General features: G+C 35.0%; 24 protein-coding genes. 13 read left to right on the top strand and 11 right to left on the bottom strand.

Annotated elements, in window-relative coordinates; translation table 11 throughout:
- The first annotated feature begins 200 nt into the window (after positions 1-200).
- Positions 201-1,937 (top strand): FAD/NAD(P)-binding protein, encoded by a 1,737-nt coding sequence (locus tag B0A64_RS09685; RefSeq protein ID WP_089479298.1) that lies wholly within the window; start codon positions 201-203, stop codon positions 1,935-1,937.
- 161 nt (positions 1,938-2,098) lie between these two features.
- Here the strand turns inward: B0A64_RS09685 and B0A64_RS09680 are convergent, their stop codons facing one another.
- The 7 genes from B0A64_RS09680 to B0A64_RS09650 all read right to left on the bottom strand — a co-directional run bounded on the left by B0A64_RS09680 (position 2,099) and on the right by B0A64_RS09650 (position 6,464).
- Complete coding sequence (locus tag B0A64_RS09680) at positions 2,099-2,518, bottom strand: response regulator (RefSeq protein ID WP_089479297.1); 420 nt, start codon at positions 2,516-2,518, stop codon at positions 2,099-2,101.
- A 102-nt stretch (positions 2,519-2,620) separates the two neighbouring features.
- Positions 2,621-2,806 (bottom strand): FAD-binding domain-containing protein, encoded by a 186-nt coding sequence (locus tag B0A64_RS25140; protein WP_208863530.1) that lies wholly within the window; start codon positions 2,804-2,806, stop codon positions 2,621-2,623.
- Positions 2,803-4,341, bottom strand: a complete 1,539-nt coding sequence (locus B0A64_RS09670) for a cryptochrome/photolyase family protein (protein WP_089479296.1) — start codon at positions 4,339-4,341, stop codon at positions 2,803-2,805. The genes B0A64_RS25140 and B0A64_RS09670 overlap by 4 nt, the downstream gene beginning before the upstream one ends.
- Before the next feature lies 1 nt (position 4,342).
- Positions 4,343-4,480 carry a DUF2256 domain-containing protein gene (locus B0A64_RS09665; protein ID WP_089479295.1) on the bottom strand — a complete coding sequence of 46 codons (138 nt, stop codon included), beginning with the start codon at positions 4,478-4,480 and terminating at the stop codon, positions 4,343-4,345.
- A gap of 20 nt (positions 4,481-4,500) precedes the next feature.
- The gene (locus tag B0A64_RS09660) at positions 4,501-5,928 is read right to left on the bottom strand and encodes a cryptochrome/deoxyribodipyrimidine photo-lyase family protein (RefSeq protein ID WP_089479294.1); all 1,428 of its coding nucleotides are present in this window, start codon (positions 5,926-5,928) and stop codon (positions 4,501-4,503) included.
- A 65-nt stretch (positions 5,929-5,993) separates the two neighbouring features.
- A complete protein-coding gene (locus B0A64_RS09655) occupies positions 5,994-6,158 on the bottom strand; it encodes a hypothetical protein (RefSeq protein ID WP_244285386.1) in 165 nt (54 codons plus the stop codon).
- Positions 6,159-6,176: 18 nt separating this feature from the next.
- Positions 6,177-6,464, bottom strand: coding sequence for a TIGR03643 family protein (locus B0A64_RS09650; RefSeq protein WP_089479293.1), 288 nt, complete (start codon positions 6,462-6,464; stop codon positions 6,177-6,179).
- A gap of 415 nt (positions 6,465-6,879) precedes the next feature.
- Between B0A64_RS09650 and B0A64_RS09645 the strand changes: the two genes are divergently transcribed.
- From B0A64_RS09645 to B0A64_RS25750, 4 genes are all read left to right on the top strand, one after another.
- Positions 6,880-7,173, top strand: a complete 294-nt coding sequence (locus B0A64_RS09645; protein ID WP_244285385.1) for a hypothetical protein — start codon at positions 6,880-6,882, stop codon at positions 7,171-7,173.
- Between the two features lie 104 nt (positions 7,174-7,277).
- The gene (locus B0A64_RS09640) at positions 7,278-9,410 is read left to right on the top strand and encodes a TonB-dependent siderophore receptor (protein WP_089479292.1); all 2,133 of its coding nucleotides are present in this window, start codon (positions 7,278-7,280) and stop codon (positions 9,408-9,410) included.
- Between the two features lie 21 nt (positions 9,411-9,431).
- Positions 9,432-10,286 carry a PepSY-associated TM helix domain-containing protein gene (locus tag B0A64_RS09635; RefSeq protein WP_089479291.1) on the top strand — a complete coding sequence of 285 codons (855 nt, stop codon included), beginning with the start codon at positions 9,432-9,434 and terminating at the stop codon, positions 10,284-10,286.
- Positions 10,287-10,334: 48 nt separating this feature from the next.
- Positions 10,335-10,526 carry a PepSY domain-containing protein gene (locus B0A64_RS25750; RefSeq protein WP_394338368.1) on the top strand — a complete coding sequence of 64 codons (192 nt, stop codon included), beginning with the start codon at positions 10,335-10,337 and terminating at the stop codon, positions 10,524-10,526.
- A gap of 194 nt (positions 10,527-10,720) precedes the next feature.
- On the opposite strand, the gene B0A64_RS09625 is transcribed toward B0A64_RS25750, so the two are convergent.
- The 4 genes from B0A64_RS09625 to B0A64_RS09610 form a co-directional block, all read right to left on the bottom strand.
- Complete coding sequence (locus B0A64_RS09625; RefSeq protein WP_089479289.1) at positions 10,721-11,098, bottom strand: VOC family protein; 378 nt, start codon at positions 11,096-11,098, stop codon at positions 10,721-10,723.
- 35 nt (positions 11,099-11,133) lie between these two features.
- A complete protein-coding gene (locus B0A64_RS09620; RefSeq protein WP_089479288.1) occupies positions 11,134-12,030 on the bottom strand; it encodes a helix-turn-helix domain-containing protein in 897 nt (298 codons plus the stop codon).
- Between the two features lie 59 nt (positions 12,031-12,089).
- Positions 12,090-12,383: a putative quinol monooxygenase gene (locus B0A64_RS09615; RefSeq protein ID WP_089479287.1), complete on the bottom strand. Its 294-nt coding sequence runs from the start codon at positions 12,381-12,383 to the stop codon at positions 12,090-12,092.
- Between the two features lie 68 nt (positions 12,384-12,451).
- Positions 12,452-13,240: an SDR family oxidoreductase gene (locus B0A64_RS09610; RefSeq protein ID WP_089479286.1), complete on the bottom strand. Its 789-nt coding sequence runs from the start codon at positions 13,238-13,240 to the stop codon at positions 12,452-12,454.
- Between the two features lie 241 nt (positions 13,241-13,481).
- Here B0A64_RS09610 and B0A64_RS09605 point away from each other — a divergent pair, with 241 nt between their 5' ends.
- From B0A64_RS09605 to B0A64_RS25135, 8 genes are all read left to right on the top strand, one after another.
- The gene (locus B0A64_RS09605; RefSeq protein WP_244285384.1) at positions 13,482-13,862 is read left to right on the top strand and encodes a hypothetical protein; all 381 of its coding nucleotides are present in this window, start codon (positions 13,482-13,484) and stop codon (positions 13,860-13,862) included.
- Positions 13,863-14,085: 223 nt separating this feature from the next.
- Positions 14,086-14,700 carry an SCO family protein gene (locus tag B0A64_RS09600; protein ID WP_089479285.1) on the top strand — a complete coding sequence of 205 codons (615 nt, stop codon included), beginning with the start codon at positions 14,086-14,088 and terminating at the stop codon, positions 14,698-14,700.
- A 10-nt stretch (positions 14,701-14,710) separates the two neighbouring features.
- Entirely contained in the window at positions 14,711-15,082 is a 372-nt protein-coding gene (locus B0A64_RS09595; protein WP_089479284.1) for a hypothetical protein, read from the top strand.
- Between the two features lie 36 nt (positions 15,083-15,118).
- A complete protein-coding gene (locus tag B0A64_RS09590; protein WP_089479283.1) occupies positions 15,119-15,985 on the top strand; it encodes a helix-turn-helix domain-containing protein in 867 nt (288 codons plus the stop codon).
- Positions 15,986-16,017: 32 nt separating this feature from the next.
- A complete protein-coding gene (locus B0A64_RS09585; protein ID WP_089479282.1) occupies positions 16,018-16,326 on the top strand; it encodes a YHS domain-containing protein in 309 nt (102 codons plus the stop codon).
- Positions 16,327-16,812: 486 nt separating this feature from the next.
- A complete protein-coding gene (locus tag B0A64_RS09580) occupies positions 16,813-18,255 on the top strand; it encodes a c-type cytochrome (protein ID WP_089479281.1) in 1,443 nt (480 codons plus the stop codon).
- A gap of 13 nt (positions 18,256-18,268) precedes the next feature.
- Entirely contained in the window at positions 18,269-19,615 is a 1,347-nt protein-coding gene (locus B0A64_RS09575) for a c-type cytochrome (RefSeq protein ID WP_089479280.1), read from the top strand.
- A gap of 16 nt (positions 19,616-19,631) precedes the next feature.
- Positions 19,632-19,793 carry a hypothetical protein gene (locus tag B0A64_RS25135; RefSeq protein ID WP_165769789.1) on the top strand — a complete coding sequence of 54 codons (162 nt, stop codon included), beginning with the start codon at positions 19,632-19,634 and terminating at the stop codon, positions 19,791-19,793.
- The last annotated feature ends 89 nt before the right edge of the window (positions 19,794-19,882 follow it).

The following is a 19,882-nucleotide window of genomic DNA, read 5'->3' as shown; positions in this document are numbered from 1 at the left end:
GTTTAACAAAATCTACTGTTGTTTTATGAATATATAAGGTTCCTTAAATTTAGTTAAGTAGTATATACTTTATGTCTCAATTTTTTTTAGGCTCTAATTATATAATATCAATTGTAAAAGATATAATTATTACGTAACAAGCTTACAGACATTTGTATTAAATAATATGGTCTTTTATAATTATTTAAAATTAGAAAATCATGGAGAGCAAAAATACTAAAAAACGCATCGCAATTTTGGGAGGTGGACCAAGCGGACTTTTTGTTTATAAAAGATTGGTTGAATCCGGATCAAATGATTTCGAAATTGAGATCTTCGAAAGAAAGGGAGAGCTTGGATCCGGAATGCCGTACAGCATCGAAGGAGCAAATGATGAGCACATTACGAATGTATCAGACAATGAAGTGCCGGAAATTGTTACCTCAATGTCTGATTGGATCTATACCGCACCTGCCGAATTACTGCAAAGATTTAATATTAAACCGGATCAATTTAACGAATATAAGGTTGTGCCGAGACTGTTTTTTGGACATTATCTTGCTGCACAATTTGAAATATTACTCAAAGCAGGATCAAAAGCAGGAATTGACACAAAAGTGCATTTTGAGAGTAGTGTTACCGATATTAAGTACGATTCTAAAAATGAAACTGTTACTGTTGAAACCTTAAATAATACTACTAAAAATAATACTACTAAAGAATTTGATTATGCTGTGATCTGCACCGGACACAACTGGCCGGTACGATACGAAGGCAAAGTATCCGGTTATTATGATGCGCCTTATCCGCCTCAAAAATTAGTGCAACATTTTAATCATCCTATTGCTGTAAAAGGCTCTTCTTTAACAGCGATTGATGCCATAAGAACACTGGCAAGAAATAACGGAAAATTTGAAAAAAGGTCCGATGATACACTTTATTTTGAATTAAATCCGGAAAGCCCTGATTTTAAAATAATGATGCATTCCAGAAGTGGTATGCTCCCTGCAGTTCGTTTTCACTTAGAAGATTCCCATCTTTCTAATGACTCTTTATTAACTAAAGAAGAAATAGAAGAACACAGAAAAAATAATGATGGATTCTTGTCGCTTGATTTTATTTTTGAAAAGGATTTTAAAGAAATATTTCGCGAGAAAGATTCTGAATTTTATCAGCGCATTAAAGATTTTTCAATTGAAGATTTTGTAGGCAATATGATGGAACTGCGGGAACGTCTTGATCCGTTTCAACTCTTAAAAGCGGAATATGTGCAGGCCGAAAAATCTATTAAAAGAAAAGAATCGGTTTATTGGAAAGAAATGCTGGCAGTACTGAGTTTTGCTATGAATCATCCCGCTAAATATTTTTCGGCAGAAGATATGCATCGGCTTCAAAAAGTACTTATGCCGCTTATTTCGATAGTAATTGCATTTGTTCCCCAAAAATCCTGCGAAGAATTGCTGGCATTGCATGAGGCTGGTGTACTCGATCTTGTTTCTGTTGGCGATGATAGTACAGTTGAACCGCAAAATGGAGGAGGAGTTCTCTATAATTTCACGGAGAACGAAAATAATAAGCAGTCCGTATATTATAAAACATTTGTAGATTGCGTGGGACAGCCGCATTTATCTTATCATGATTTTCCTTTTAAGAGTCTGCTGGCTCAAAAAGCAATTAGTCCTGCCCGTTTAAAATTTCAATCGGCTCAGGCAGGTCATGATGCCTATATGAAAGACTCCGAGGCAGTTGCGAAAGAGGAGAACGGAGATTATTTTTTAAATGTTTCGGGAATAGCTATAAATGACAATTTTCAAATTATGGATCAATACGGCGCTTACAATAATAATTTATATATTATGGCTGTGCCTTATATTGGAGGCTTAAATCCCGATTATTCCGGTTTGGATTTTTGTGAAGCCGCTTCTCTGCGCGTAGTTAATGATATTTTAGAAAAATAAACCATAATAGACTGAAAGGTTACAGTACTTATTGATTACCCACAAATTGCACAAATTAGCCCTAATTAATTTTTGAAAATTTGTGTAATTTGTGGTTCAATTATTTTTAGAAGCTAAAGCAAAACGGACTAAAGTTAGCTAGTATTAAACGATCTACACTTTTATGCATTGGGATGAACGCAGTTTTTCCAGTATTCAATGGCTGTATTGATTATTAGTTTTGTTTTATGATAGTCATTTTGTTTTTTAAAAAAGCCCTGAATACTAAGCGTCGTATAAGCCTCTTCAATCGCCTGATCTGATGCTGCCGTAGAATAAAAAATGAATGGGATACTCTTTTTTCTCAAAATTTCGTGAGCATCAATAAGACGTTTTAGTTCCAGTCCGTTCATGATGGGCATATTGATATCACAAAAAATAATCAACATTTTTTCATCAGTTTCAGCCAGGTAAGAAAGTGCTTCGGCTCCATTTACTTTCCATACAATTTTGTTCGTATAGCCAAGAGAGGTAATTACATCTTCCAAAATCTCCTTGTCATCAATATCATCTTCTACTATAAGGATATTTGAGTTCTTCATTATTTGATTAATTTAAATTGCCTAAATATATACCTTTTTTTAAGTGTTTTAATGATTATGAGAGAATTTATTGCATTATAATGTTGGGATATGCTGCACAAATCATAATCTATGAGCTGCTGCACTATAACGCCAGTCCAGTGCCAGATCGGTACATAAATAACTTGCTACATTCTGGCGTCCGCGGTTGCTCATAAAACCTGTTAATTTAATTTCGACCATGTTAGCATCAGTTTCATTATCCGTTATTCGTAAATCTGTTTTAAACCAAACTATTGCTGTTTTCATAAGCTATTTATATTTTTCAGATAATAATCGGCTTGTTTTAATAAGGCTGTTTTATCTTCGGGTTTCATTTTATGCCATACTTTATACATCATACCAATTCTTGGATTTTTAGCCAGTTTATCTTCATGTTTGTCGTAAAAATTCCAATATAAACTATTAAAAGGGCAGGCTTTATCGCCTGTTTTTTTTGCTTTATTATAAAAACAGGTACCACAATAATGACTCATTTTGTCAATATAAGTGGCCGAACTTACATACGGTTTTGTGCCCACAATTCCACCGTCTGCAAACTGGCTCATGCCTCGTGTGTTGGTAATTTCGACCCAATCCAGCGCATCGATATAAATGCCCAGATACCACGCATCAACCTCGTCAGGATCAGTACCGGCAAGAAGCGCAAAATTTCCGGTAATCATAAGACGCTGAATATGATGTGCGTAAGCAAAAGTTAAAGATTGTGTTATGGCGTTTTTTAAGCAGTTCATTTTTGTTTTCCCTGTCCAATACCAGTCTGGTAGTTTTTCACGATGGTTAAAAAAGTTCAATGCCGCAAATTCAGGCATTTTGAGCCAGTAAATACCACGCATATACTCCCGCCAGCCAATAATCTGGCGTACAAAACCTTCCAATTGATTGTAGGCTATAATTTCCGGCTCCTTTTGCCACGCTTCAATTGCTGCCTGAATAACTTCGGCAGGAGAAATTATTTTTGTGTTTAACGAAAAAGACAATCTCGAGTGATACAGCGACCATTCGTCAGGAGCCATAGCATCCTGATAAGAACCAAATAAAGGCAGACATTCGGTAACAAAAAAATCAAGCATTTCCAGAGATTGTTTGCGATTTACAGGCCAGATAAAATGAGCACTGTCAATGGTTTCCATAGTTTTAATATCGGTTTTTAAAATCTCCTGTTCGATTTCATACACATTATTATTAAAAACTAAAGGTGGAGTAGGTTTATGATTTTTAGGCAGTTTTTTTCGGTTTTCTTCGTCATAATTCCATTGGCCTGTAGTTGGAGTATCTCCCGCCATAAGCACGTGATGTTTTTTTCGCATGGCGCGGTAAAAATTTTCCATGAGGAATGTTTTTTTTCCTTCAAAGAATTTGCCCAACTCATCCCGCGTACTAAAAAAATGCTCAGTATCATAAACGTTAAAAGGAATAGAAAGCTGGGAACAAAAGTTTTTCAATAGCAAATCGACCCGATATTCATCCGGCAATTGATGCTCAAAAGTTGTATAATGCTCTTTTGAAATAATAGCAGACAAATTAGCTTCCAGAGACTGCAGATTATGGTTGTCGTTTAATTTTAGATAAATACAATTATGGTTTTTACCTTTTAAATCTTTAGAAAACTCGCGCATTGCGGCAAAAAAACCTGCTATTTTTTGAATATGATGTGTGGCATAATCGGTTTCTGTTCGAATTTCCATCATGATATACGTGACCGAATCGTCTGTTTTTTCAAACCAGGAATGATTACAGTTCAACTGGTCACCAAGAATCAGCCTTAAAGTTTTATGCCCCATATTATTTATTCATTCTGCATTTGTCACTGCAATATTTAACTTCATCCCACACTTTTTCCCATTTCTTCCTCCATGAAAAAGGACGATTACAAACCGGACAAATTTTAGTGGGCAGATTTTCTTTTTTTACTTTTCGCATTAGAATTACTGCTATATCAATTACTGGACTTTAATTTCTTCTTTTTTTCGGATACTCCAAATAGCGACGCTGGCCTTTTTTCTAGTCTCTTCAATATCTACTATCGGAAACGGATAATCCTTTCCAATCTCACACTGGTACAATTGCTGATCAATCAAACCTAATTTCCACGGCTCATGAAGTAAATGCGGCGGAATATTAGCTAATTCAGGAATCCATTTTTTAATAAAAATTCCTTCGCTGTCATGTTCTTCAGAGTTTTTAATAGGATTATAAATTCTAATAGTTCCGGTGCCAGTCACGCCCGCCTGCATTTGTAACTGTGGATAATGAATTCCGGGTTCATAATCGAGAAACTGCCGTGCTAAAAAATGAAGTTCGCGCCAGTCCTGCCAGAGATTAAAAACAAAAAAAGAAACCACCAGAGCGCGCATTCTAAAATTGATAAAACCCGTTACGGCTAAACACCTCATGCAGGCATCAACAATAGGAACGCCGGTTTTTCCTTCCTGCCATGCTTTTATATAGATTTCGTTTTTAGGTTTTACGAGTGCATCAAAACTGTGATCTATGTTTTCAAACTCAATTCGGCAGTCGCTTTCAAATTTCTGCATAAAATGACAATGCCAGTGCAGTCTTGAAACAAAATTAAGCATCGCTTTTTTATTGGATGATCCTTCATAAAACTGATTGGTATAATGATACACCATGCGCATGCTGATGTTTCCGTAAGCCAGATAAGGAGAAAGTCTGCTGCAGCTTTTTCGGCTTAGACTGGGTTTAGAAATATGTTTGCTATAATTTAAATGTCGTTCTTCGGCAAAACTTTTCAAATAGCGCCACGCCCAATATTCGCCGCCTTGCTGAAAGTTTTCATTGCGTTCAGTAAGAGCTTTAGAAAGTGTTTTTCCTTTTAAATTTTGATAAAAATCAGCATTTAAACTTTCAAAAGTAATCGTATTCAAATCAATTATTTTAGGAGTTGCGCGCATTACTTTCTCCCAGCGTTCGTCCCAGTTTTGTCTGGATCGCAGTTTCCGGATTACGCCATGCAACTGCGATTGTTTCCACGATATATTGTGATTTTCAAAAAAAGACTGCATCGCAATATCGCGGTCAAATGTGATTTTAGTGCCAATTTCCTGATGCGAAAAAACGGTTTTAATGTCATAAATACTGTATAACTGCTCAAAAACAGACTGAACTTCATGATGAAAATAATAAAGCTGTGCTCCAAGCGGCTTTAGTTTACTCTGCATTTCTTGCAGAGATTCATAAACAAACCTCCAATGACGAACATCAGCATCATCGTACGCCATTACAGAAGGCTCAAAAAAATAAACCAAAAGCAGCGGAATATTTTCTTGTTGCGCCATAAAAAGAGGTTCATGATCTGTAAAACGCAGATCACGTTTGAACCAAATAATATTTATCTCTTTTTTATTCAATTTTTAGTAATGATGTAATTTCCTTATCAGGTTTTGCATACGATAATCGGTCGAGTTGTATCGTTTTATGATAACTGGCTAAACCGGTTATGGATGCCCATGGTTTTCCAGCCTGCCAAATCATCTGCTTTTATTACCGGCGCACCAACACTCGTGGCATACGGCAAGAGGCGCGCATTATAACCATACTCCTCAGAAAATACGATATTATCCGGTTTATCTTTTTTCATTAGCTGCAACTATTTTTCTCATCGTTTAGAGATTTTATTATTTGAAATGGCTCTTTGTCTGCTGCATTTAAAACGATCGATTTCCGCAGGGCGTTTTGCTGCATGCTTCGTTTTGCAATTCTCAACACGTTTGCGCCATAATTTATAACTGCCAAATTTCAGTTCTTTTTTCATTAAAGTTTTTACATCAGCTTCTGATAAATTAAATTGAAATTTTATGGCATCAAAAGTGGTTCTGTCTTCCCACGCCATTTCAATGATGCGATCCAGTTCAAGCACAGAGAAGTTACTATGTTTTACATTCATATAAATAATTTGTTAAGACAATTAGAAAGGAATAATTGTAGTGCTAAAGTACTTAATTAAATTTATTTTGTTTAACCTTATTCAATAAAAGTTAAACAATTTGCAAGATTTAAACCAGCTTATTATTAAAGTTAATTAGTAGATTGAATTTTAATTTAAAGAAAACATATTGGAGGCTACTCCAGACAGCTATAGCACCAGCCTTGGCAGGAATATAATAAACATCTGGTAATCAAATACTAATGGTTTTTTTAGATAAAACGGTCTGATTTATTTAAATAAAACCAAAAACGATGTATTTTTGCTGCAATTAAAAAAGCAGACAAATCATTTGAAAAGGTTTTTCATCATATTACTTTCCTTGCTGATCATGTTGCCATCCTTTGGCAGCCTGTTTGTATATGGTTTTTTTAAGATGAATCAAAAGGAGATTGCTCAGACCATCTGCGTACAGCGAAAAATGGTTTTTAATACCTGTAACGGACGTTGTGAACTTCAAAAAAGTCTAAAAAAATACGATGACAACGAAAAGAAAATGCAGAACAACCTGAAAGAAAAAACAGAGTTGGTTTACATTTTACATACTTCAAATAACACTTTCAAATTAATTGCACCTATCGGAATTAAAGCAGACTTTCCGGCTAGATTCGACAATAAACCTGTTTCTGTTTCAACCCAGACTTTTCGTCCCCCTTCTCTTTTTATATAAATTCTAATTTCAATTTCAATTCGTATTGAAATCATTTTCATTGTTGTGTAACAATGAAAGAGTGCTTGCACTTTAATAAAATTACAATTATATAAAATTACAAAATGAAAAAAGGGATATTTTTTGTGGTAGCTTTAGCTACTTCACTACAAATCTATGCACAAAAAAAGGACAGCACAGCCAACAAGTATACCATAATGGACGAGGTAATTATTGAAGGAGTCAGAAAGTCCAAAGATGTTTCGAGTGAATTAGCTTCGAAATTGTCACTCAAGAACTTAGAAAATCCTCAGGTGACCGCTTCGGTTTCCCCCCAACTTATTAAAAACAGAAATTTTTACACCCAGGATCAAATGCTGCAAAATGCCACTGGTGTTGCTCCTAGTTGGGCGGGAATTTCACCTTATTATTCCATTCGGGGATTTCGTACCCGTTCCAGCTTCAGAAATGGTGTAAACGGTTATGTGGCCTCAGATATGGATCCGGTCAACATCGCGCAGTTAGAAGTGATCAAAGGACCAAGTGCCGTAATTTTTGGAGGAGGCGGTTCTACTATGATTACTTTTGGCGGACTGATTAATCGTGTTACCGTTAAGCCTCAGCATACCACTTTTGCCGACATTAGTGTAACAGGCGGATCTTACGATCTGCAGCGGGCCACCCTTGATATCAACAGACCTCTTGACAAAGACGGTAAGGTTCTTGCCCGATTAACCGGCGCTTATACCTACAAAGGTTCTTTTCAGGACCAGGGTTTTTCAAAAACATTTTTTTTAGCTCCCAGTATTTCTTACAACCTTAGCGATGACTTAAAAATTCAGCTTGATGCCGAAATTTTAAATAAAACCGCTACGAACAATCCGCTGTATCAAGTGGCTTTAGGGACTGCTAAATCGGCTGATGAACTCCATTTAGATTATTACCGTTCTTTCAATGACAACTCGGTTACGCTCCATAATAAGGCGGTAAATATTTACGGAAAAATTATTTACAGGCTTTCAGAAAATTGGAAGTCGGAAACCAATTTAATTTCAGTTAATAATAAAACTCCGGGCGATTACATCCGGCTCAGATTAGATGATGACAGTAAAAATGTGACACGAAGAGTGTACAGAATGTATCCCGAAACGATTACCAGCCAGCAAATCCAACAGGACTTTGTAGGGAATTTCAAAATAGGCAGTATGAAAAACCGACTAATTGCAGGGGTTGAATATTATCATTATCTCTACGGTATTGCCAGTAAATCGATGAATTTTACTAAAGTTTCGGCTACTGCTCCAGATCCTGAAAATGCTTATTTTAATAATGAATATATTTCTGGTCAATTGGCTTCAAAACCGTATGGGGAGAATTATGAGGCAATTCAGGATCATTATTCCCTATATTTTTCAGATGTTATTAACCCGTTGGAGAATTTGAGTGTAATGCTTAGTGCCCGAATCAATTATATCAATAACAAAGGTACAGCCGATTTATTAACAGCAACAACTTTGGGGGATTATACACAAACGGCTGTTTCTCCAAAATTGGGAATCAATTATCAGATTATTCCGGAAAGAATAGCATTGTTTGCTAATTATATGAATGGTTTTCAGCCGCAGGCACCGCAATCAGTAAACGGGCAGATGACCAATTTCCAGCCCGTTTATGGAAATCAATGGGAATCCGGAGTTAAAGTTTCCTTGAAAAAGAACCTGTTGGATGCCGTTTTGAGTTATTATAATATTGATATAACCAATGTGGTCAGACAGGACCCAAATGATGTGGCTTCCTATTTGCAGAACGGCGAGCAGCGCAGTAAAGGTTTTGAAGCAGATTTAGAATCCAATCCAATCAAAGGACTGTTTTTGCATGCAGGTTTTGCTTATAATGACAGTAAACTTATTGTTTCGGATGTGCTTACTCAAGGTTTGAGACCTGTAGATGCCGGTCCTAAACTTTCCGGAACCTGGTACGTTAATTATGCTCCACAGTCAAAAGCTTTAAATGGTTTTTCGTTAGGTATAGGCGGTAGTCATTATGGTAAAGATTTGATGATTAATAACATAAATGGTTCTTTTTACACCAACCCTTATACGGTAATCAACTCGGTTATAAGTTTAGAGAAAACACGTTATGTATTTTCGCTTTCTGCCAATAATTTACTCAATGAGCACTATTGGTATGGCGGTCGTGGTATGATTACTCCCGGAACTCTTCGTCAGGTGGTTTTAGCTCTAAAATTAAAATTGTAATACTGTAATTCAGAACTTCCAGTGAAAAAAATTACAAAAACCTCATTTAAACTGCACAGTTACTTCGGATTGTTTTTTGGGGTGCTGTATCTGTTTTTTGGAATTTCGGGCGCTTTGCTTGTTTTTAAAAAAGAGATAGAATATTTCAATAATCCGCCAATGCATTACTGTGTTAAGGGCAGTAAAACCATTTCATTAAACGAGATGTATCATAAAGTCGCTGAGAGGTATCCTGACGCGCGGCAGATTATGCTGCATACTTTTCCGAGAAATAATTGTGACACCTATGAGTTTATGATTTTTAATTATCAGGATAAGGTGAGCGATAATTATCTCTATTGCTGTATGGTAGACCCTTATACGGGAAAAATTGTAAGAGAAGGCAGTTTTGGCTCTTTTCAATCCCCTTTTTTCCGCTGGCTTTATCTGGCACATTATTCACTTTTAATTGATAAACCAGGCAGACTTATAACAGCCATTGCCGCGATTGCTTTACTCTTAAACTTAATTACGGGTTTGATCATTTATCGTAAAAAAATATTTGCTGTACTTGTTTTTAGAGAGAAGTTAAACCGTAAATCTGCCAGAACCCTTTCTTCTTCACTGCACAGGATTATTGGTGTGTGGACTCTGGCGTTTAATTTCATTCTTTTTTTTACCGGTTTCTGGATGAATAAAAGCCTTTTTTTGCCTGCTGAATGGGAACTAATTCCGAAGAAAGAACAAAATTATCAGGCAAAGGCAAATATTGATCACGTTTTAAAGCATGCCCGGGGAATTCCGAATTTCAATCCAATTGCCGTAAAAATAGCTGCTGATAAAAAAACTGACATTATAGTAAGCGGTGAGTTTTCTGATACTGAAAACCCACTGTAATTTGGTAAAGGTAGCGACGTTTATTATGACAGTGATAATGGAAATTGGATAAAAACAATAAGGATTGAAGAGAAACCATTTTCTGACCGGTTTTACTGGATAATGAAACAGCTTCACAGGGGTGATTATGACAGTTTTTGGATTAAAATTTTGTATGTAATTGCCGGATTTAGTCCTGCAATACTTTCTATTACGGGATTTATTCTTTGGAAAAGAAAAGGGAGAAAAACAAATACCTAAAAAACATAAATGATACAATGTCTGTTTTTTGGTGTTTTTAAAACGGGTTTAAATTATGCTCTGGAACTAGCTATAATTAGTTATTAGATTTCATCGCTTTTTATTTCATATTTTCTATTTGTAATGAAATGAATTCTTTAAGGATTAATTATTCAAAATCAAAAACTATCTCCATTTTATTAAATTTATGTTTTTTAGTTTTTCCTTTTCTTAAGTTGAAATACATTTCCTTCCGGGTCATTTCCGTCACAAAGCCAAAAGTTATAATCTTCAAAAGTTTTTAGTTCTCGCATAGGAATATTTTTTTCAATAAACTCTTTTCGAATCACTTCTAAGTCGTCGTCAATCTCAAAAACGATTTTAGTATTATTGTCAAATCTGTGATTGGCGTCAATTTGTTCCATGTATTTTTTGCCAATTTTATGAAACCCAATATTTATATTCCCTGCGTTGAGTAAAATCCAGATCTCATCTTCTTCAACAACTTTCAAATTGAAGTTTTCGACATAGAATTTTTTAAGAATTTGAATCTCTTTTACATATAGAATTATTGTGTCAATTTTTGCATTCATATTAGTTATTGAATTTGTTGTTGTATTACATTGAGCTAGTTCAAAAATTGTTCCCGATATTCTGTTGGAGTTAATCCGACTTCTTTTTTGAATAATCTTGAAAAATAGGGTGGGTTCTCAAACCTTAATTGATAAGCTGTTTCTGCTACAGTATTGTCTGTGCTCACCAATAGATTTTTGGCCTCAGTAACCAAAGAAATATGAATATGCTCTAAAGCTGTTTTGCCTGTTTCCTGTTTTAATAAATCACTTAAATATCTTGCAGATAAAGATAATTTTGATGCCATATATTTTACGGTCGGCAATCCTTCTTTTTGAAGCTTTCCGCTTTCAAAATATAATTTAAGAATCTCAGTAAATTTGGTAATAATTGTTCCTGATAGCGAGGTTCTGTTTAAAAACTGTCGTTTGTAGTAACGCTGTGAATATTTTAGAATTGAATCGATATGAGTGAGCATGATATCTTTGCTGAAGTCGTCTTGATTGTTGTAATATTCCAATTTTATTTTATAGAATAAATCCCAGATAGTTTCTTCTTCTTTAGGCGATAAATGCAAAGCTTCATTAACTTCATAATCAAAAAAGCCATATTTTTTAATTTCGGAATATAGGTTTGTATTTACTAAAAAATCTTCATCGATATAAATCATAAAGCCTTTTTCGGTAAGTTCAATGTCACTCATTGTAATTTTCTGACCAGGTTTTACAAAAGCCATAGAGCCATTGTCATGATCATACTTTGTCTTTCCGTATAAAATAGTACCTGATTTTACTTTTTTTAAAGCTATTTTATAAAAATCCATTGTGAATTCTGTTTCAGCAAATGTGCATCCTTTCAACTCTTCAAAAGTTACCAGCCCCAGCAGGGGATTTTCTGGAGGCGGAAATCCGTTTGAGGTATAAAGCTTGCTTATCGTTTTATAATTTTTCATGCTTAACAATTTTAGGCATTATAAATTTACATTTAAAAAGTTTATGTGTCGTAAGCAATTTAAATTTCTTCAAGATAGGTCAATTCTGGTGGTGCAATCAGTTTCCCATTTAGAAAACTAAAAAAGCGTTTCACATAATCCTGTTCCAGATGCCAGTCATACAATTCTTTTGATGTATAAATGGCAAAAATTACTATGGTATTGGGCTCATCGGTTTTTCGCATCAGCACAAAATTCTCACATCCTTCTTCGAGTAAAATAGGAGCTTTTGTTTCAATTGCAAGCAGAAGCACTTCCTCGATGAATTCCGGATTAATTTTAAGTGCGGCATTTGTTATAATTTTAGTCTTCATTTTTTTCTTTTTTACTTAACAATTTTGTGGTTTCCAAACCAATTCATGAACTACTCAGATTGCTTTTATTATTTGATGCTTTTTAAGATTGAACTTTCAAACATTTTTGGAGCAAAATGCTGAAGAAACACTATCATACCAGACATTTTGCCAACCGGATTGCTAAATTTTGGTTCTTTTGTTCCAATTAGTTTGGTGATAATTTTTGCCACTGCGTCTGGGGATTCTGCTTCGTCTAAACCTTTTTGAGTAGCAGCATTGACTTTTTTTCTGTAAATATTGTAATCTGGAATATTTCCTGTTGAAGAAATGGCATTGTGCCCAAGATTGGTTTTAAACCAAACAGGTTCAACAACACTAACTTTAATATTAAAGGGATTTAGTTCGAAGCGAAGCGATTTGAAATATCCTTCAATTGCGTGTTTTGAAGCAGAATAGTAAGATAAATTTGGAGGTCCAATCAAACCAACAATAGAGCTTACGGTTATAATTTGTCCAAATTTTTGTTTTCTAAAATACGGCAATAATGCATTGGTAACCTTAACAGTTCCCCAAAAGTTGGTCTCAAATTGTTTTCTGGCGACATCTATAGGAGTTTCTTCTGCAATACCAGTAATCATAAAACCTGCATTGTTTACCAGTACATCGAGCTGTTTTGTTTCGGAAGACAGTTTTTCTTTAAAGGCAACAATTGAATTATCGTCATCTATATCCAGACGCAGCAATTTAAAAGGTACTTTATATTTTTCAGGTTCACGACTGGTTCCAATTACATTAAATCCTTTCTTGTGAAGATCGTTTGCCAACATCAATCCAAAACCTGATGATGCTCCTGTGATTAAAATTGTTTTGCTCATTTTTATTTCTTTATATGATTAATAATGAGGCAAAGTTAGCGTAGGAGTTCCTGTTACTGCTTATACAAAAGTAGGAAGACGTGATACATTTTTACGTCTATTTTTAAAGTTTGACTTTTTATAAAAAATGCAATGAATTGTATAGTATTGATCAATATTTTTTGTTTTAAGGAAACAAGAAGTTTCTCCCCAATAAAAACAAAATTAGTGTATTTTTGCATTTATAAACAAATTGACATTCTTGAAAAAGTATATTATCATACTACTTTGCGGTATTATTTTTTTGCCTTCCTTGGGTAGTATTTTTGTATATGCTTCATTCAAACTGAATCAGCAGGAAATTGCCAGAACAATTTGTGTACAGCGCAAACAGATTTTTAACTCTTGTAATGGTCGATGTGAACTTCAGAAGAGCCTTAAAAAATATTCTGATAACGAAAAACAAATGCAGGACAGTCTTAAAGAAAAATTAGAGATTGTCTATATCTGCAACTCTCAAGTAAACTTTACTTTTGTATCTCCTGTAGGATATCACAAAAATGTTTTTGCTTTTTTAAGCAGCAAACCAATTAAAATTTCCTCTACTACTTTTCGCCCGCCCGCCACTATTTTATACACCTAAAATTCTTTTCAAATTCATTAAGAAAAATTTGTCATTGCCTTTTGCAAAGTCATGTCCTTCATCAATCTATAGCAACAGTTTTATTTAACGCTGTTTGTTACTGGCTTGGCAATATCCTTATTTGAATACCAACAGAATTTTATTGATCAATCTTCATTGAAATTATACCTGCAAAAAAAGTCAGCAGTTTACAACATAATCTGCTGGATTAAATACTAAAAATATGAAAAAAATAGCTTTGATTCTTTTGCATTCTCTACTGGTAATATCATGTGAGAAAGCACAGGAGAAACTTCCAATATTAGGAAATCCGATAGTAAAAGGAAATGAAACGCAGTACCCGCGTATAAAAGACTTTTCGTTTATTAATCAGGATAGTCTGCAGATCAACAACAAGACTTTTGATGGCAAGATTTACATAGCCGATTTTATTTTTCTTTCCTGCCCTTCAATCTGCCCGAAAATGAACACACAACTTAAAAAAGTCTACGATGTTTACAAAACGAATGATAAGGTATTATTTCTTTCTCATACCATTGATCCTGATCATGATACAATACCGCGCCTTAAAGCTTATACGGTCGATAATGATATAAAAAAGAACTGGCATTTTGTGACTGGAAACAGAGACAGCATCTATAAAATTGCAACCGAAAGCTACTTTGCAACGGCATATCCGGATAAAAATGAGCCGGGAGGTTTTGTGCACAGTGGCGGATTTCTGCTTATTGATAAAAACAGGCATGTTCGCGGGGTCTATGATGGGACAAATCCAATGGAAACAACAAGACTAATTGCCGATGTAAAAACTCTTTTAGAAGAAAGTGAAGCCAAATAATAATTTACTAATGAAAAAAAGTATCACTTTATTTATTCTCATGCTGCTAGTGTTTCAAAATACCGGCAGTATCTGGATTATAGGTGATTTTTATATCAATAGGGATTATATTGCCAAAAATGTCTGCATCAACAGGTTTGATTCCATTCCGGTTTGTAATGGAAAATGTTATCTCGATACTAAATTAAAAGCTAATGATAAGCAGGAACAGAAATTGCCAACAATAACTTACAAAGAAGTTCAGCTTTTTTTTGAAAGTCCTCTTGAATTTTTATTCACACGGATACATTTTGTAATCAAAAAGAAATATCCGTTACTGCAGGCGTGCGGTCAAAAATCTAATTATGTTTTTTCGATTTATCATCCTCCCAGATGCGGTTAATACTCTCGTTTTAGTATTAATCATAAAATCAAAAAAATGCAAATATCAGAAATACCCGAGCGCGGCCTGAGTTTATTCACAGGTGATGAGAGTCATTTCTGGATGGATAACATGGCTAATCTGCTGCAAAGGTTTCCTTTATTGGAATACCCTCACAGGCAAAATTTCTTTATGCTTCTCTTTATAGATGACGCAGAAGGAGAAATTAGTATTGACAATCAAAAAATCCGTCTTGATAGCGCAAAAGTCATCGCTATAAAACCACGTTGTATAAGCTTTATAGACATTAACAGAAAAGCCAAAGGAAAAATAATATGTTTCACGGAAGATTTTTTTTCGCTGCGTTACAACAATAATATTTTAGACCAGTTTTCATTTCTGCACGATACTTCAAAGTTATTTGTCAGGCTTAGTGAAGAGGAAGCAAACAAATGGGAATATCTGCTTGAAATATTTTTCAAAGAGTTCAGTCTCCATAGAAAAGAATCGGTAAAAGTACTCCGATCTTATCTCAATATTCTGCTTTTTGATTTGGAACGGCTGTATGATCCCTCGGGATTTGTTGTAAACAATTCGCCTAAACAGCAAAAGGTAAAAGAATTTGAAAAACTCATTGACAAAGATTTCAAATTGAAAAAAATGCCTGCCGCCTATGCAGATCTGCTCCATGTAACGCCAAATTATCTGAACAAGATATGCAAGGAAGTAACCAATTATACAGCAGGTGACCTGATACGAAAACGTATCGTGATAGAAGCACAGCGGCTGATTCATTTTACCAATTATTCTATAAATGAAATTGCAGATCAGCTGGGTTTTGAAAATGCGTCCTACTTTGTTACTTTTTTTAAAAGACAGACTAGTAAAACACCCGAACAGTTCCGCAGATTATCGAATCAATAAAAATAAAACATATAATCGTCAAAAATAATATTATGAAAAAAATCCTTCTAATTGTTACCATTACAGCGGTGTTAAGCTGTAATAAAAAAGAAGAAAAATTACATCCTCATGATCATCCTCATACGATGGAATCAGAAACAACGTATAAAGATCCTAAAAACCCGCTCAATAAATTAACCTATGCCAGCAACATAGACTTTAGCTGTAAGATGGATGTCAGCAAGTATGGCGTTAGTGATACTGTTACTTATAAAGGGAAATTATACGGGTTTTGTTCGTCGCTCTGTAAAGATGACTTTATGAAAAAACCAGATGAATATCTGGCTAAAAACAAGAAGTAATTTCCCCTGAGAATTGCACAAAAAAGAAGGCTGAAAAATCAAATTTTTTCAGCCTTCTTAATTTATATGGACTATTTACTCTGGTTTTATTTATTCGTTTTCGTCAGGTCTAAGTTTAAATTAGTATGCAATATTATGGCAGTTTGTAAAACGGTGTTCGGCATGCCTGTTTAATATTTTTTAATACTTATATATAACAGGAAAAGAGGTTATTTCCCTGCCTGAAGAGCCTCTAAATTTAAATTTTACTTTGTTATTGTTGATATGTATTGGTTTAAAATGAGTTGTACTCTGACAATTTCAAACTAATGATGTATTTAGCAAATCTGGAAGATTGAAAAACTAAATTGAAAGGAATAAAATGCAGTATAAAAAGTAAAATTAACAAATCTTAAAGTACCGTTTTTTGAAACTTCCTGCTTTTTTGTTTTTAGCAATTTCTGGATTACTGACCGAAATTTGCAGAATAAAAACAGAAAATAATTTATGGACTTTCCAATTTTTCATTTAGACTGGCTCAACAATAGGATGCTTATCGCCATCATTGCCATTATTCACGTGATGATTAATCACGGTTTAGCTGTTGGTTTTATGCCTCTTATAACCTGGCTGGAACAAAAAGGCGTTAAGAACAGCGGCAGGGAACAAATTACCAATTTAGACTGGGACAACAGAATCTATAATATGATGAAAGTTGCGTTTATCATCACCACAACATTAGGTGCTATGACCGGAGTTGGAATCTGGTTCTCGGTTGCGCTTGTCAGTCCCACATCTATAGGAAGTTTAATCCGGGTTTTTTACTGGGCATGGTTTGTTGAATGGCTGGTATTTGTTACCGAGGTAATTTTGATTATGATTTATTTTTTGACATGGAAGAGCAGCAATACATCTCTAAGAGCTAAATTATTGCACATTCGTTTTGGATGGTTCTTAAGTTTGTTTTCCTGGATTACTATGGCAATTATTGTTTCTATTTTGAGCTTTATGATGGATCCCGGAAACTGGAATACACATAAGAGCCTGCTTAATGGTTTTACCAACCCAATTTATCTGCCTCAGCTATTGTTCAGAACGCCAACTGCTATGCTTGTGGCGGGAAGTTTTGGAATGATGCTCGTTACTCTGTTCTTTAAAAAAGGGACAGAAATAAGGTTTAAAGCGGTTAAATATGTTTCAAAATGGATTATTCTCTGGGCTCCAATTTCGCTTCTGGGAGCAGTAATTTACTATCGTGCTATTCCCGAGGCCATGACCGCCAATATGAGTACGGCTGTAGGAACGATGGATTTCAATAAGTATTACGATTTAATGAAATACTTCATATTATTTGGAATTTCCTCTTCTCTCATAATGGCAGTTTTAGGATTATTTAAAGCCAGATGGATTAAAAGTTATATGGTATTGTTTCCCGTAGTTATGGCTTTTGGATATCTTGGATTTTTTGAAAGAGTGCGTGAATTTGTCCGAAAACCTTATGTAATTGGAGGTTATATGTATTCTAACTTATTATTAGAAGAAGATTATCCTGTTTACCAGCAATACGGACTTCTTAAAAATGCTACTTACACCACAGTTACCGAAATAACTCCTGAAAATAAAATTGAAGCTGGCAGAAATGTTTTTGCAATTGCCTGCAGCCGCTGTCATACAACTCAGGGAGTCAATAGTGTGGTTGATGTTTTTGAGCGCATGTATGGAGTTGGAAAACCGTTGGATATTAATTCCATGGCATCCTATATACCCAATATGCATAACGGAAGAACCTATATGCCTCCTTTTCCAGGTACTCAAGAAGAAAGTGAAGCCTTGGCTGCCTACATCCGTAATATTCAGGAAACAGGAGATGTTCTCGAAGGAGCACAGTCAGAAGGTGTAGAGGTAAGTGCACTACAAGATGCACAGGCAGTTTTAGCAAATAAAAAATAACAAAAGTTTCAAAATGATCAATTTATATATTGCGTTGTCAAACAACGTTCCGGTTCCAAAAGATATTCCCTTGCCGCTGCCTATGCCTGAATGGTTTTTTGTAGTTGTTCTGGTACTGTCATTCCTGCTTCATATCCTTTTTGTTAACCTGATGCTTGGAGGTTCAATTCTAGCTTTGATTGCTCAGATTAAAGGTCTTAAAAATAAGGAATACGACATACTTGCCCATGAAATAGCCAAAACAATAACGGTCAACAAAAGTATAGCCGTCGTACTGGGTATTGCACCGCTTTTGAGTATTAATGTATTGTATACCATCTATTTTTACTCGGCAAACGCACTTACAGGCTTGATGTGGATTGCGGTTATACCGCTGGTAACAGTGGCGTTTCTACTTACTTATCTACACAAATATACTTGGGAGACACTGGAGAATCACAAAGCGGTTCATATTTCGATTTTGGCTTTGGCAACCGTTATCTTCTTGTTTATTCCCTTTATATTTTTGACTAATATTAATTTAATGCTTTTTCCTGAAAAATGGGGAGTAGTCAAAGGCTTTGTTGATGCATTGTTTCTACCAAATGTTTTGCCAAGGTATCTGCATTTTATTTTGTCCTCACTGGCTGTAACAGGATTGTTTCTATTTTGGTACAACAGCCGCAAGAGTTACCCATTTGAAGCTGTATATCAAAAGTTTACCCGATATGATATTCAAAAGAAAGGCTATTCGCTTGCGCTGACAGCCTCCATTTGCCAGTTTATAATTGGTCCGCTGGTATTGCTGACACTTCCTTCCAAAGGCATGGGGTGGAACCTGATTCTGATTATTTTCTCTGGAGTTGCTTTTGCTGTTCCCGCCATGTGGTTGATATGGAAAAGACTGACCGGGGAAAAGGAAAACATTGAAAAAGATTTTTATAAAATAGCCATGCTGCTTGGAATAACGGTTTTGTGCATGGGATCGGGTAGGCAGATATACAGAGCTAATGCCCTGAAAAAACATCAGGAGTTGGTAAAAATTAAAACAGACGAATTTCAAATTTTGAAAAAGAAGGCTGTAGCCAAAATGAAAGCAGAAGAAGCCGGAGCAGCTTCAGCAGATATGACAGAAGCAGAGAAAGGACAGAAGGTATTTGGCCAGTATTGCGCTTCCTGCCATAAAGTGGATGAAAAACTAGTGGGACCGCCAGTTTTAGAAATGGCAAAAATTTATAAAGGTAATGCGACCGATTTGCAGAAATGGATAAAAAATCCGGGTAAAAAACGTCCTGATTATCCACAAATGCCAAGTTTTGAATCTCAGCTGGATCAAAAGCAGTTAGATCAGCTTGCGGAATATATCCTGACAATTAAATAAATATAAAACGATTTACATGATACGAGTATACTATCTATTTCCAGTAATTGTTTTTTTGTGCCTTTTGGCTGCAATATACAGGAAGAATCAATCTGAAAAAGAAATTAAAGAAACTCAAAACAGCAGAGTTGAAACTGTTCAGAAAGTATCATCTGCTGCGGAAGACAGTAATAATTAACAGCATTTTTAACTTTTAAAAAAAAATAATATGATACAAGTTTTTTCGATTATGATTTTAATTTTTGTACTTCTTGCAATTGTTTTTCT

Source organism: Flavobacterium araucananum (assembly GCF_002222055.1).
Lineage (GTDB): Bacteria > Bacteroidota > Bacteroidia > Flavobacteriales > Flavobacteriaceae > Flavobacterium > Flavobacterium araucananum.
The sequence above is the reverse complement of the archived record's forward strand: the minus strand, read 5'-3'. Positions and strand labels throughout refer to the sequence as shown.

Bases quoted from the DNA above. Each gene is read 5' to 3' on its own strand.
- B0A64_RS25140 (WP_208863530.1), bottom strand. From the start codon at position 2,806: ATGAAAACAGCAATAGTTTGGTTTAAAACAGATTTACGAATAACGGAT.
- B0A64_RS09650 (WP_089479293.1), bottom strand. From the start codon at position 6,464: ATGAATGTAAAACATAGTAACTTCTCTGTGCTTGAACTGGATCGCATC.
- B0A64_RS09640 (WP_089479292.1), top strand. From the start codon at position 7,278: ATGAAAAAAGGGATATTTTTTGTGGTAGCTTTAGCTACTTCACTACAA.
- B0A64_RS09625 (WP_089479289.1), bottom strand. From the start codon at position 11,098: ATGAATGCAAAAATTGACACAATAATTCTATATGTAAAAGAGATTCAA.
- B0A64_RS09590 (WP_089479283.1), top strand. From the start codon at position 15,119: ATGCAAATATCAGAAATACCCGAGCGCGGCCTGAGTTTATTCACAGGT.
- B0A64_RS09580 (WP_089479281.1), top strand. From the start codon at position 16,813: ATGGACTTTCCAATTTTTCATTTAGACTGGCTCAACAATAGGATGCTT.
- B0A64_RS09620 (WP_089479288.1), bottom strand. From the start codon at position 12,030: ATGAAAAATTATAAAACGATAAGCAAGCTTTATACCTCAAACGGATTT.
- B0A64_RS09615 (WP_089479287.1), bottom strand. From the start codon at position 12,383: ATGAAGACTAAAATTATAACAAATGCCGCACTTAAAATTAATCCGGAA.
- B0A64_RS09655 (WP_244285386.1), bottom strand. From the start codon at position 6,158: ATGAAAAAAGATAAACCGGATAATATCGTATTTTCTGAGGAGTATGGT.
- B0A64_RS09645 (WP_244285385.1), top strand. From the start codon at position 6,880: ATGAATCAAAAGGAGATTGCTCAGACCATCTGCGTACAGCGAAAAATG.
- B0A64_RS09665 (WP_089479295.1), bottom strand. From the start codon at position 4,480: ATGCGAAAAGTAAAAAAAGAAAATCTGCCCACTAAAATTTGTCCGGTT.
- B0A64_RS09575 (WP_089479280.1), top strand. From the start codon at position 18,269: ATGATCAATTTATATATTGCGTTGTCAAACAACGTTCCGGTTCCAAAA.
- B0A64_RS25135 (WP_165769789.1), top strand. From the start codon at position 19,632: ATGATACGAGTATACTATCTATTTCCAGTAATTGTTTTTTTGTGCCTT.
- B0A64_RS09595 (WP_089479284.1), top strand. From the start codon at position 14,711: ATGAAAAAAAGTATCACTTTATTTATTCTCATGCTGCTAGTGTTTCAA.
- B0A64_RS09670 (WP_089479296.1), bottom strand. From the start codon at position 4,341: ATGGGGCATAAAACTTTAAGGCTGATTCTTGGTGACCAGTTGAACTGT.
- B0A64_RS09680 (WP_089479297.1), bottom strand. From the start codon at position 2,518: ATGAAGAACTCAAATATCCTTATAGTAGAAGATGATATTGATGACAAG.
- B0A64_RS09585 (WP_089479282.1), top strand. From the start codon at position 16,018: ATGAAAAAAATCCTTCTAATTGTTACCATTACAGCGGTGTTAAGCTGT.
- B0A64_RS09600 (WP_089479285.1), top strand. From the start codon at position 14,086: ATGAAAAAAATAGCTTTGATTCTTTTGCATTCTCTACTGGTAATATCA.
- B0A64_RS09685 (WP_089479298.1), top strand. From the start codon at position 201: ATGGAGAGCAAAAATACTAAAAAACGCATCGCAATTTTGGGAGGTGGA.
- B0A64_RS09610 (WP_089479286.1), bottom strand. From the start codon at position 13,240: ATGAGCAAAACAATTTTAATCACAGGAGCATCATCAGGTTTTGGATTG.